Source organism: Pedobacter cryoconitis (assembly GCF_014200605.1).
Taxonomy (GTDB): Bacteria; Bacteroidota; Bacteroidia; order Sphingobacteriales; family Sphingobacteriaceae; genus Pedobacter; species Pedobacter cryoconitis_B.
In genome coordinates, this window is the sequence record NZ_JACHCE010000007.1 from 192,047 (window position 1) to 204,734 (window position 12,688).

12 protein-coding genes and 1 tRNA gene are annotated in these 12,688 nt (G+C 37.8%); 4 read left to right on the forward strand and 9 right to left on the reverse strand.

Features of this window, described 5'->3' with window-relative positions; translation table 11 throughout:
• Nucleotides 1-5: 5 nt before the first annotated feature.
• A complete protein-coding gene (locus HDE68_RS19875) occupies nucleotides 6-2,393 on the reverse strand; it encodes an outer membrane beta-barrel family protein (RefSeq protein WP_183883980.1) in 2,388 nt (795 codons plus the stop codon).
• Between the two features lie 107 nt (nucleotides 2,394-2,500).
• Here HDE68_RS19875 and HDE68_RS19880 point away from each other — a divergent pair, with 107 nt between their 5' ends.
• The gene (locus tag HDE68_RS19880) at nucleotides 2,501-3,958 is read left to right on the forward strand and encodes a sensor histidine kinase (RefSeq protein ID WP_183883981.1); all 1,458 of its coding nucleotides are present in this window, start codon (nucleotides 2,501-2,503) and stop codon (nucleotides 3,956-3,958) included.
• Nucleotides 3,955-4,647 carry a response regulator transcription factor gene (locus HDE68_RS19885; protein WP_221300828.1) on the forward strand — a complete coding sequence of 231 codons (693 nt, stop codon included), beginning with the start codon at nucleotides 3,955-3,957 and terminating at the stop codon, nucleotides 4,645-4,647. The genes HDE68_RS19880 and HDE68_RS19885 overlap by 4 nt, the downstream gene beginning before the upstream one ends.
• Here the strand turns inward: HDE68_RS19885 and HDE68_RS19890 are convergent.
• From HDE68_RS19890 to HDE68_RS19900, 3 genes are all read right to left on the reverse strand, one after another.
• Nucleotides 4,636-5,547 carry a helix-turn-helix domain-containing protein gene (locus tag HDE68_RS19890; RefSeq protein WP_183883982.1) on the reverse strand — a complete coding sequence of 304 codons (912 nt, stop codon included), beginning with the start codon at nucleotides 5,545-5,547 and terminating at the stop codon, nucleotides 4,636-4,638. The genes HDE68_RS19885 and HDE68_RS19890 overlap by 12 nt on opposite strands.
• 59 nt (nucleotides 5,548-5,606) lie before the next feature.
• Entirely contained in the window at nucleotides 5,607-6,428 is an 822-nt protein-coding gene (locus HDE68_RS19895) for an SDR family NAD(P)-dependent oxidoreductase (RefSeq protein WP_183883983.1), read from the reverse strand.
• Between the two features lie 114 nt (nucleotides 6,429-6,542).
• Nucleotides 6,543-7,397, reverse strand: a complete 855-nt coding sequence (locus HDE68_RS19900; RefSeq protein WP_183883984.1) for an enoyl-CoA hydratase/isomerase family protein — start codon at nucleotides 7,395-7,397, stop codon at nucleotides 6,543-6,545.
• Nucleotides 7,398-7,498: 101 nt separating this feature from the next.
• Here HDE68_RS19900 and HDE68_RS19905 point away from each other — a divergent pair, with 101 nt between their 5' ends.
• Nucleotides 7,499-7,921, forward strand: a complete 423-nt coding sequence (locus HDE68_RS19905; protein ID WP_183883985.1) for a winged helix-turn-helix transcriptional regulator — start codon at nucleotides 7,499-7,501, stop codon at nucleotides 7,919-7,921.
• A gap of 16 nt (nucleotides 7,922-7,937) precedes the next feature.
• Here the strand turns inward: HDE68_RS19905 and HDE68_RS19910 are convergent.
• From HDE68_RS19910 to HDE68_RS19920, 3 genes are all read right to left on the reverse strand, one after another.
• Nucleotides 7,938-8,011 (reverse strand) — tRNA-Arg (locus HDE68_RS19910).
• Between the two features lie 134 nt (nucleotides 8,012-8,145).
• Nucleotides 8,146-8,760 carry an SMI1/KNR4 family protein gene (locus tag HDE68_RS19915; RefSeq protein WP_183883986.1) on the reverse strand — a complete coding sequence of 205 codons (615 nt, stop codon included), beginning with the start codon at nucleotides 8,758-8,760 and terminating at the stop codon, nucleotides 8,146-8,148.
• 54 nt (nucleotides 8,761-8,814) lie between these two features.
• Nucleotides 8,815-9,183 (reverse strand): YccF domain-containing protein, encoded by a 369-nt coding sequence (locus tag HDE68_RS19920; RefSeq protein WP_183883987.1) that lies wholly within the window; start codon nucleotides 9,181-9,183, stop codon nucleotides 8,815-8,817.
• Nucleotides 9,184-9,363: 180 nt separating this feature from the next.
• Here HDE68_RS19920 and HDE68_RS19925 point away from each other — a divergent pair, with 180 nt between their 5' ends.
• The gene (locus HDE68_RS19925) at nucleotides 9,364-10,635 is read left to right on the forward strand and encodes an OmpA family protein (protein ID WP_183883988.1); all 1,272 of its coding nucleotides are present in this window, start codon (nucleotides 9,364-9,366) and stop codon (nucleotides 10,633-10,635) included.
• 52 nt (nucleotides 10,636-10,687) lie between these two features.
• Here HDE68_RS19925 and HDE68_RS19930 read toward each other — a convergent pair whose 3' ends face one another.
• Together HDE68_RS19930 and HDE68_RS19935 are read right to left on the reverse strand one after the other, a co-directional pair.
• Complete coding sequence (locus tag HDE68_RS19930) at nucleotides 10,688-11,224, reverse strand: MepB family protein (protein ID WP_183883989.1); 537 nt, start codon at nucleotides 11,222-11,224, stop codon at nucleotides 10,688-10,690.
• Nucleotides 11,225-11,238: 14 nt separating this feature from the next.
• Nucleotides 11,239-12,579 carry a TIGR00341 family protein gene (locus HDE68_RS19935; RefSeq protein WP_183883990.1) on the reverse strand — a complete coding sequence of 447 codons (1,341 nt, stop codon included), beginning with the start codon at nucleotides 12,577-12,579 and terminating at the stop codon, nucleotides 11,239-11,241.
• Nucleotides 12,580-12,688: the final 109 nt, after the last annotated feature.

Genomic DNA, 12,688 nt, shown 5'->3' on the forward strand with positions numbered 1-12,688 from the left:
CTGATTTATTGTGCCCTTTCTTTTTCTTTATCAATTCCAGTGTTATGTTTACGGGCTGCAGCAACATTTTTGCCAAAGCGATAGCTAAAGCTTAAGGCCCCGTAACGTGTGTCATTTCTCTTGAAAAAGCCGTTATTCTGGTTCAGGTAATTCACACTGACATGATAATTGTTGCTATTAAAAATATCGCTGGCAGAGAGTTTAACAATACCCTGGCCGTTTAATATTGTTGCCTTTATTCCTGCATCAACATTATAGACATGGCCAATTTTATATATTCCCTGTATGTCAGAAGAATTATACATCACAGAGATTTCTGCTTTAATACCATGCGTTTGATCAATAGTGAAAGACTGGGTGGTATTCCCTTCATAAGAGAATTGATGATAGTCATAACTGCCTTGCTGATAAGCAGACTTTTCACGCTGCTCATAGAAATCCAGCATGACATTCATCTCCCACCAATCGTTTACATGAAATGGTGCTGACAGGCGAAGGCCAGTAATTAAGCTTAAGCCCAGATTCTGTTGCGTGTTATAAAATACTTTATTCAGGTTATCCTGTACGGTAATATTACTAAACATATCGTGAGTTGCAGTATAATAAGCAGTCAGGTTATATTGTTTATTGTAGGTATACCCCAACTCTATATTTTGTACAAAAGCGGGCTGTAAAGAAGGATTACCAACCAGATAACTGTATGGATTTGAATATTGCCTTGCGGGATTAAGCCGGTTATATTCCGGACGTTCGATGCGGTAGCCATAAGTAAACTGCAATTCGTTCCTGTCGTCCAGTTTATAAAGCGCAAACAACGTTGGGAAAAGCTTAAAATACTGTCGTTTATTCAATGAATCAATCGTGATTGAATAACCTTTGATACGGGTGTACTCACCGCGTAAACCGGCCTGTAAACTCCATTTGCCTATCGTAGTACGCACACTGGTATAAGCGGCGGCTGTGTTCTCTACATAGTCAAAGTGATTACTATTGGCCGGCACAAATACGGATTGCTCACCTTCATTATTGTAAAAGTCGAAATTGTTCTCACTTTGAACGCTGCTGTATTTCAGGCCCGATGTGAAGTTCCAGTTTTTACCTGTTTTATAATTGTAATCTATTTTACCTGAGTAAATGGCTATATGCTGAATAGTGGGTGTGTAAATATGATATGGCTTAGAAGCCGGACTACCATCGGCTAAAAAAGACAGGCTATTGATGTATTGCTGACGATCAGTTTGATAAGGTGAATAATCCAGATCGACATTAAGATTTTGACCACTGGTATCCAGTTGAATGTTATAATTGAGATTATATGCATACTGGCTATTATGAAGCCTGGTATTACCATTGGTTTGCAACGTAGAATCAGGAGTTGTATTAAAATTATTGGTAATCATAGTCTGGGTATTGGTCATGGTGCTGCCAGTTCTGTTATTACCGGTTATTAAAAATCCAAGAATCTGTTTATCAGTTAACTGGTAATCTGCACCTAAACGATAATTATTTGTTTTCGATTGAACAATGCTATAACCAGGGCTATCCCAGTATGAATAGCCATCAGGGTTATTATAAATCACGTAATCGTGGCGATCGTATCCGTTTTTACGTGAGGTAAAACTATAGCCGCCATAAATATTCAATTTATCTTTACGGTAATTAAAGCTGTTACTGGCAGTATAGCTGCCATAGATAGCCTGGGTAAAACCACCGTTCATTGTCGCGTTAAACCCCTGCCCTTTTGATTTTTTAGTGATGATATTAACCACTGCCGATCCTTCTGCTTCAAAACTGGCAGGCGGATTAGAAAACACTTCTATTTTAATTATAAGCTCAGAAGGGATACCTTGCAGATAACCTGACAGATCATCACCTGATAAATGAAGCGGCTTACCGTCTAAATAAATCTGAACATCTTTTTTATTGGCAGTAATAGTCCCGCCTGATGTTAACTGTACTCCGGGGGCCTTGTTCAATGCATCCCAGGCAGTACCCCCACTGGCTACGATGCTTTGTTCTACATTGAAGGTTACCCGGTCTGTTTTTCTTTCAATAATGGGCTTACTAAAAGAAATAGTTACTTCTTTTAAAACTTTGCTATCGCCTTGCATCACTATTTTAAGACTGTCTTTAGGAATAGTGATTGTACGTATAACGGGTTTATAGCCTATTAAAGTGGCGGATAGCTGGTAAGTACCCTGTTGAACCTGGTTTAAGACGAAATCTCCCATACTGGTTAATCTGGTTACACCATTTTCGTTATTTGTGCTTAAAGTAATGGTAACACCATCCAGCAGATTTCCTGCTTCATCTGTAACTATTCCTTTTACAGATTGCTGAGCTTTTAAGGCGAATGGTATTAAAATCAGTAGGTTAATAATTAGCTTTTTCATGGAAGCAAACCTACACTGAAGTAATATTATGGCTCATTAAGAAACATTAAATAACATTAAATTTCATCCGGCCACTATTTACTTAAGATTTTTATGATCAACTTCGTATGATGAAATGGCTGTCTAACCGATATGCTTACCCACTGGTGGTGCTAGCAATTACTGTAAGTTTTGTTTTACAACTGGCCTGGCTTAACCAGCTTTTTGTTGCACAACGTAAGCAAATAAAGGTAGATCTGGAGCAAGTAGTAATGAATGCAGCAAAAATGAGCACTTATCTTAGTGTTGCTGAGGGACATGAAGGAAACGAGAATTTTAAAAAGTTTTTCCTGTCATCCGATTGGCTCCAATTCAGTCATGCCTATCAGAATATGCGTTTTAACCAGGTTGCAACCCATCTCCGGTCTGATTTTAAAGGCGATAGTACCATTGTAGATATTCGTTTACGATTTGCTAATGGTAAATCTAACCATAAACCTATACAACGCAGGATAACTGTTGATGACGGAACAACATTAGAGAAAGAGCTTTCGCTGGACAATGTAGCGCTCAAAAGAATGGATAGTCTTGTTCACCATTTACTAAATCAGGCGGGGATTGCTGTTAAAGCTGATAGTGTTGTTTATAGTTATAATAAGGAGACTTTATCCAGCCGGCTATCTAAGGAAGATATTCTTAAAGCAGCATTCACCAGTAAACAGTATGCTTATAATTTTATCTTTTTCCGTACCTATCAGTTAGCTGTACCTTCATTAACCTGGGCGGTATTGTACCGGATGCGGTACTATATCTTATCTTCTTGTTTTATGTTGTTGCTTACAGGGGCTGTATTTGTATTTATCCTGCGGCTGATGCATAACCAACGGCTTTATACCCAGGCCCGGGTCTCATTTACCAGTAATATGACGCATGAGCTGAAGACGCCTGTCTCGACGGTAGCGCTCGCTCTGGAGTCAATCATAGAAAACCATCTGGAGGATAAACCTGAAATTCTGAGAAACTATCTTGAAATAAGCAGGGACGAAATAAAACGTTTAAATTTAATGATTGATAAAGTATTAAATCTTGAACAACTGGACAATGCCGAAGCACGTTTACGCAGTGAGCTATATGATGTGCAGCACGGTTTGCAAGAGGTCGTTATTGCGATGAAACTCCAGATTGACAATGCCGGTGCAACTATAGATTTGCAGCCAATTTCTGCGCCGTGTTTTGTATATGCAGACCCTGTACATCTTACCAATGTATTTTATAACCTGATTGAAAATGCGATAAAGTATGGCGGCAAGGGTGTCAATATAAAATTAAGCTGTACTTGCGGTCCTGATGAAGTTCTCATTAGTTTTAAAGATAGCGGTCCTGGCATTGCTTCTATTTATCAGAACCGTGTTTTTGATCGTTATTTCAGGGTTCCGGCAATAACACCGGATACGCATAATATTCAAGGCTCCGGACTTGGCCTGAATTACGTCAAAAACATTCTGGAAAAACAAGGTGGTTTTATCCTGTTAACCAGTGAACCGGGCGAAGGAAGTAATTTTATCATTCATTTACCAGCAGCATGATAAAGCAAAAGATATTATATGCAGAAGATGAGCCCTTTTTGGCTCAGATTGTAAGCGACAATCTGAAAGCTAAAGGATACGAGGTCATCTATGCTCAAGACGGGCGGACAGCACTCGGATTATTTAAGACCAGTAAACCTGATTTGTGTTTGCTGGATATCATGATGCCTTTGAAAGATGGTTATAGTTTAGCGGAGGATATCAGGAAATCAAATACTGGCATACCTATTATATTTTTAAGTGCCAAATCACTGGATGAAGATGTGGTTAAAGGTTTTAAAACCGGAGGTAATGATTATATGCGCAAGCCTTTCAGTATCGTAGAGCTTTTGGTTCGTATAGAAGCTTTATTAGTACGTTTTGATACAAACCAGCCCGTACCTGATCAAACTGCTGCTGTAGTGCAATTTGGTAAATGCAGGTTAGATACTATAAATCAGCAGCTTAAAACCCCTATTGCTACTTACGATTTGTCCTATAAAGAAATGCTGTTACTGCAATTGCTCTTAAATCATAAAAATGATATTTTAGAGCGTCAGGAGGCGCTTATTAAAATATGGGGTGATGATAACCTTTATAACGGTAATAGTATGAACGTTTTCATGACACATTTGCGCAAAATGTTAAAGGACGATACTTCTATTCAGGTAATGAGCTTACGCGGTATAGGCTATAAACTAATTTGTTAGCATTGTTAATGCTTTCTGCTTACGATAAGCTACTGGATTAATACCTGTTTCTTTTCTGAAAAGCCTGGAAAAATATGGCGGATTTTCGAATCCAAGCTGGTAGGCAATCTGTGCAACAGTAAGATCATTACCAATTAATAAATTCTTTGCTTCTGAAATCAGATAGCTGTGGATATGATCTATGGCCGATCTGCCTGTTTCCTGTCTTAACAAGTCACTCATATAACCCGGGGACATTTTAAGCTGTGCGGCAATAGCTGCAACGGTCGGTAAACCATTGGCCTGTAAAGCGCTGTTCTCAAAATATTGCCGGATTGCTGTGTTAAATTTGGAAATTATAGTACCTGTCAATTCATTCCTGTTCATAAATTGACGCTTATAAAACCGCTGTGAATATTTGAGGATAGCTTCAATGTGATCAAGAATGATTTCCTTACTATATTCATCCTGACTGCTGTTATATTCTGTCTCAATCTTCCGGAATAGTTCCCACATAATTTCTTCTTCACGGGGTGAAACGTGGAGAGCCTCATTGGTTTCGTAGTCGAAGAAACTATATTTTTTGATGGTCTGGTGCAATGATTCACCATTCAGGAAATCAGGGTGAAACATAATTGTAAATCCACTTCCTTCCAGTTTGAGGTTTTTCAGCTCAACAACCTGACCCGGTTTAACATAGGTCATAGAACCTTCGTTGTGATCGTATTTTGTACGGCCATAATAGAAATTACCTGATAAGACTTTCTTAAATGCAATAGTATAGAAATCAGTTGTGTATTTCTTTTCGGCAATGCCACAGGTATCCGGGCATCTGTCTATACAGGTAATCAGTTTAAATAAGGGGTTTTCTGACAGTGGCAGACTGTTCGATAGCTCACTTAAACTTTTAAAATGTTTCATCTTCATAAAGATACAGTATCTATATGATGAGATACTGTATCTTTATTCAATTTAACTTATTAATGACCATGTGCTGCCACTGAAACTTCTTTCCAGGAATCCCAAACTGCTAGTCTATCTGCATAAACCTGTTGAACGCGTGATAAAGCGTGTTTTCCTAAGAGTAAGCGTAAAGGCGGTTTTTCACTGTCCACCAATTTTAGAATGGCCGGCGCAGTGGTTTCCGGATTACCGGTCATTCCCGGTTTAAAATAACCGTTTAATGCCTCCTTAATATCATCATAAAATGCGATAGGTTCTGTTTTAACTGCCGAACCCCCACTCCAGTCTGTACCAAATGCATTAGGTTCAACAATACTGACATTTATGCCAAATCTCTTTACTTCGGCCGCCAGGCTCTCGCTTAATCCTTCCATTGCCCATTTTGAGGCATTATAAATTCCTAAAACAGGTGTTGCTGCGATACCCAGTACACTTGAGATCTGAATGATATGTCCATGATGTTGTCTGCGCATAACCGGGATGATCGCCTGCGTCATCCATAATAAACCAAATACATTCGTTTCAATCTGATCTCTGGCTTCCTGTTCTGTAGTTTCTTCAATAGCGCCAAACAAACCATAACCAGCGTTATTAATCAAAACGTCAATCCCTCCAAAATGCTGATCCACCTGATGAATAATATCAAAACATTGATCACGGTCATTTACATTCAATTTGACCGGTAATACAGCCTCTCCATAAGTAGCTACCAGATCATTTAAAGAATCGATGTTTCTTGCTGTGGCAACCACTTTGTCACCGCGTTTTAGAAATGCTTCGGCCCATATTCTTCCAAGTCCTCTGGAGGCGCCTGTTATTAAAATTACTTTTGATTTCATACTCATTTATTTTATAAACAAAATTACAAGTGATGAGAATCGCAGCGTTATACATATCGCTGAATATCGGATACATATTTTTTCAGCAGGCAGATAAATAGCTGTAAGGATTATTTATTTCAAAGCTCTGAGGGTCTCTTCGAGTTTTAATTCACCCGCTACTGTCTGTGCTCCATTTTGCATGACCCCTGCCATGATCCGTGCTGTCTCTGGATTGAACACCAACGCGGCCCAACCCTCATTTTCCAATTGAAAACCTTGTACGTTTCTGATCGGTGGCAATACTTTTTTTGTTGTTTCTATTACACCTTCAGGTAAGTTTGCAATATTCTGAGCCAGGCAATCAACAAATGTGTCTATTTCTGCATCAGGTATGGCGCGATTAATCCAGCCATAACGTTCGGCAGTAGCAGCGTCGAATAAATCGGCACCTAAAATAACTTCTAAAGCACGGCCACGCGTCATTTTCGAAGAAAGATATTGAGTAGCCCCACCTCCGGGAATAATACCCATTAGCGCTTCACATTGAGACAATTTTCCTTTTTCCAAAGAGGCAAAGCTCATATCAGCAGCTGCAACAAATTCGGCACCACCACCACGTGCTATACCTTTCAATTTTACGATGGTTATTTGAGGTTGTTCTCTGAGCATTTCGCCAACTGCCTGGAAGATATTTAGCCCTTCTGGTGCAACTTTGCCCAATTCTTCTAATATAGCTTGTTCTTCCAAAATATTGATATCTACATGAGCGATGAAAAAATCAGGATTTATACTGTCAAATATGATCACTTTAATGTTCTTATCAGTAGATAAGTCATGGAGTAACTGTTTCAATTCTTTGATCAGTTTGCCACTCAATGCATTTACGGGGGCATTGTCTAAGGTTATATTTGCTACACCATTTTTGATGTTGAGATATAACATTTGATAGTCATTCTCTTTAAATTTTACTGTGCTAATCTGCGTCATTTTTTTCTTGTTAAGATTTTCGTTCCTGTTTTTATAGTTACTTTAGTAAAGGTAAGAGCCGCATTTTTAATTTTTGAAAATGCTATAACAGACTATAGCACATGGTAGATGAAGGAAATAAAGAGAAACCGTATATCTGTACGATTAAAAACCAGGAAGAAATCAAGTATGCCCAGGATGCACTTTATGTATTAAGTGGCAAATGGCGTATGCCAATCATCATCGCTTTATACAATGGTTTATCCCGTTATCGTGACATTGCACGAAATATACCAGGTATAACATTTACTATGCTCTCTAAGGATTTGCAACTGATGGAACTCAACAAATTGGTCCTTAGAATTGAAGATCCTGATTTCCCGAAAACTGTAGAATATATGCTGACGGATTATTGCAGGTCTTTGTACCCCATTGTCGAAAATCTGATAGATTGGGGAAAGCAACATCGGCAAGTTATCAGAATGGTTAACCCGGCAGATGGTGTTAGTGATGTTCTTAAACTGAAAAAAGCTCCTGACAATTAAGTTAAGAGCTTCTTTGTACACCCAATAGGATTCGAACCTATGACCTACGGTTTAGAAAACCGTTGCTCTATCCAGCTGAGCTATGGATGCATTCCTGTTAAGGGTCGCAATGATAGGAGAAAAAAACATAAATCACAAATCTGGTATATGATTTTCTGAAAGAAAAACATAACTGCTTTGCAATCAGACTAGATAATTTTCGCCTAAAATGCGGTATTTGTGCCTTAATGATTATCTAATGGGGCGCACCAGACTTCGTAATACTCCCCTGCCCAATTTTTCATCTTTGGGAAATACCATTTTGCAGCATCTTCTGTAAGATTAAATCCATTTTCATCATCAATGATCGGGTCTTCTTCAAAATTTGTCAGCGCGTGATGCTGGGCGGCGGCACAAAGAAGGAACCGGGCAAAATTATCAGCTAACTTATCCCCGTAGTCCCAGCTGCCGGCTCCATGCTCCAGCCTCTCTATTCCTGTCTCTATATTTTCCAGGTTGACGATCAGCGGGTCTGCCCCCTCATCTCCAAAAATGAAAGAATTCCTGTTCCAGTCTTCAATATCAGATTTAGTAAGAGAATTATAATTATAACCGTCTTGTTTATATTTTAAATTATCTACCCCATAAATATAGAGTGGATTACCTACCGAAACAAAGTAAAATCCTTCTGCAGGTGCATAGTTAGCTATATAATTTCTTAATTCTTCTGGCAGGGTAACTCCAAATTCTTTTTCTATTCTATCTATATGTGCACTGTTGTCAGATTCACCGAATAGGAATGGCTCTTCTTCAGTATTCCAGAATTTCCTGATCTCTTGTATTGCTTCTTTAATAGTCATTGTCTTTAGGCTTGTTATCTTAACAGTTAACTTGTTTTTTTAGAAAAGATATAGTTAATTTATTGATTTTCCAAAGGGCGAAAATGCCAGGTTCATTAGTTTAAAGTGTTGTCTTCCGAATGGAATCCCTACAATAGTGAGACATAATAATAGACCAAAAAACAAATGAGTAAGTGCAATCCATACTCCACCGCATAAAAACCAGATAATGTTCATAATGGTTGACAGGCAGCCTGTATTAGATGAAGTATCTGTGATTTTAACACCAAAAGGTGCCAGGCCTACAAAGGCGAATTTAAAACACTGCAGACCGAATGGGATACCTATAATGGTGAGGCATAAGATTAATCCACCAATAATATATTCGAAAAAGATGAATATCCCGCCGAAGATAATCCATATGATATTGCCTAATAAGTTCATGTTCTAATGTTTGTTTGTAATTAAGATAAAAACTTGTTGGAATAGTTACAAATTATCTGTTGCTTATCAGTAGCAGATCTTTAATATATTATTAGCTGTTAAATAAATTATTCATCATGATGATACAATTCCATTTTTTTCGTAGAAATTAGCTGCAAATTATACTTCATTAACCTAACCATGAAAAAAATAGTTATCGTTCTCGTAGCCTGTTTCTTAAGTACTCAGGTCAGGGCTCAGTTTTTTGATCGTCTGAAAAACAAAGTACAGCAAAAAGTAAATGATGCAGTCGATAAAACAATCGATAATGCAACCACTGGCAAGAAGAAAAAAGAGGAGGCCGGAGCTGGCACTTCAGTGAATGGCAACGCTGCTTCTACAGTAAGTACTACTGTGCAGAACACGGCGCAGGAAGATGTAAAAGCGTATTCGAAATTTGACTTTGTTCCCGGTGAAAAAATCATTGTAGAAGAGAATTTTGCCAGTGATGCTATTGGTGAATTTCCTGCAAAATGGAATACAAAGACGAATGCAGAAGTAGTGACATTAAGTAACAGGCCAGGGAAATGGTTAGCTATGAAGCAGGACGGTGTTTTCTATCCAGAATATATTCATAATCTGCCTGATAACTTTACACTACAGGTAGATGTTTTAGTTAATAATGATATTAGCCAGATCGGTACTTTAACAGTGGCATTAATTGCTGCAAAAACGGACTATGAGAAATTTACGAGTGGTGAAAATGGTGGATTGCCTGTACCAGGTATAAAGCTGGATATCAGACCGCAATCCGGAGAATATTCGGGTAGTATGGATTATATCTCAAAAGCATTAGGTTCAGCATCTGTTAATGAGCTGAAAAATATATTCCACGCCCCTGATAAATCTTTTGCTACAATTTCAGTATGGAGACAGAAACAAAGAATAAGAGTTTATATCAACAGTACTAAATTACTGGATTTACCAAGGGCAATAGAGTCTGATGCGGTCCTCAATTCATTGGTTTTTGGAGCTTACTCACCAGACTTTGAAAAAAAAGGGGGCGCATTTTATTTAAGTAATATCAGACTGGCTGTTGGTGCTCCTGATACACGTAATAAATTAATCACTCAGGGTAAATTTGTGACGCATGGTATTTTGTTTGATTTCAATTCAGCTCAGATAAAACCTGAATCTAATGGCGCTTTAATGGATATTGCCAATGTATTAAAAGAAGATGCAAAAATCCATGTAAAAATTGTTGGTCATACAGATAGTGACGGTGATGCGCAAGTCAATCTGGATCTTTCTAAAAAAAGAGCTGAAGCTGTAAAAGCAATACTGGCTTCTGATTTTGGTATTGATGCAGCCAGAATGGTCACTGATGGCAAAGGAAAAATACAGCCTATAGATAATAACACTACAGCCGTAGGGAAAGCCAATAACAGGCGGGTAGAGTTTATCAAATTATAAATAAAGTAGCCCTTTCTTTTCCGGAAAGGGCTACTTTATTTAATGGTCAATGTTATTTTGTTTGACCATATAACTGGTTGGCTCTTGTATAATCTATTGGCTGGCCGGCATCCATTTTCAGAAAATAAGCTATTTGCCACTGTTGTGTTTTTTTTGCCTGTTTACTGTTTGTAATATCCCATGGAGGATAAACCCTGATGGCCCGTTTACCTTCTTTGTTAGGAGTAGTTATAATCCCTTTTTCCTGCAATATATTTTTCGGAAAGATAAACTGCCCAAAATTTTCTCCGCTCCTGACGCTGATGATGAATAAATCTATATCATCAGAACTATCAAAAGGTTGAATCGGCCCATTCCCTGCCCTCTTCCATAAAGTAACAAACTGCCCGGTTTTGGTTGGGGTGATCTTAGCAATCCGGTATCTGACTGATAGTTGGTTGATACTAAATATATAAGCTCCATAATCAGTGCTTTCTGCTTCTGCTACAGGTTCTGTATAATTAACAGAAAGATTTGTAATTAATTTTTGAGCTGTGATAAGGTCTTTGGGGAGTTCTTTTAAACTTTCCCGGGCATCTGCTAATAACATCTCTTTTTTTATTCTTATTTAATGATAACCTGTACAGAGTCTGCCTTGAGCCTGCTTTTTAGCCAGAGTCTCAATTTACTCTGCGCTGATATACTTGTTTTTTTACTAAAATCTGCAACCATTAAAGTAAGTGTGTCATTCGCCGCTGCATCTAATTTGTGCAGCACAACGTTTGATATAACATAGGTTTTCATATCCGGATATAACGCTTTCAACTCCTGACTGATATCGGGTATTGGCTTCTCCAATAAAGATATATTTCTGTTCTGAGTGAGTGAGTCTTTTTTAAACACATCTTCAAGGATACTAGCTTTAATCTGTGAAAAATCAATTTCCTGTTTAGCGTTAAGTCCCTGGCGAATTTGCAATTTTGTATTTTTTAATTTGTATTTTGATAGCTGACCGGAAATGGAATCTATTGCTTTTTGCGGGAGTTCATAACCAATTAGTAAAAGGTCTATCTCATTTCCTTTAGTACTATATTTAAAGTTTTTATTGACAACCTGGGTATTTTTAAACTGAAATTGTTCGTTGACAAACTTCTGTGCATTATTTTCAAAAATGCTCTTATCAACGATTCCGTAAGCGAGATAAATACTTGGGACTACAGCTATAATTACCGTAATCAGAATATAACGGGACACCTTTTTTTCATAGTTTTTATCTTCAAAATGTTTCTTCTTGAATCTTAGAAAACGTACAATAAGAAAAGTACTGATACAAATAAAGACACTATTGATAAAATACAAATAAATTGCCCCGATAAAGAAGTAAAAATTGCCTGTAGCAAGACCAAAACCTGCGGTACATAAGGGGGGCATTAATGCAGTAGCAATTGCTACTCCGGGTATCACATTGCTTTTCTCTTTTCTTGTTCCGGCTACTATACCTGCCAGCCCTCCAAAGAATGCAATAAATACATCCCATATAGATGGCGTTGTTCTGGCTAACAATTCACTTTGGGCATCATGTAGTGGAGTAATATAAAAATAGATAGTAGAAGCAACAATACTGATCAAAGTAGCTATTAAAAGGTTTCTCAAGCCCTTTTTAACCAGTTCAAAATCATTAGTGCCAATACCAAGCCCTATTCCCATAATAGGTCCCATTAAAGGAGAGATCAGCATGGCCCCGATAATTACAGCGGTTGAATTGACGTTCAGACCAATTGAAGCAATAAAGATGGCAAAAATCAATGTCCAGAGGTTTGCACCTACGAAATCTGAATTCTTTTTGATAGAAAGAACTACATCGTCTTCATCAGCTTTATCCAGGTGAAGATTAAATCTCTTATGTATCGAAAGTTTAACGATACGGAACAATTTATTTTGCTGTTTTTGATTCGGTTCTGCCAAGATAAATAGGTTGTTTAAACCCCAATATAAGCAATCCACTGCAAATAGCTGGAAAAGAAAGGATCTGGGATCCTTGTTTTTTTTATGTATTGATATCTTTATATAATTA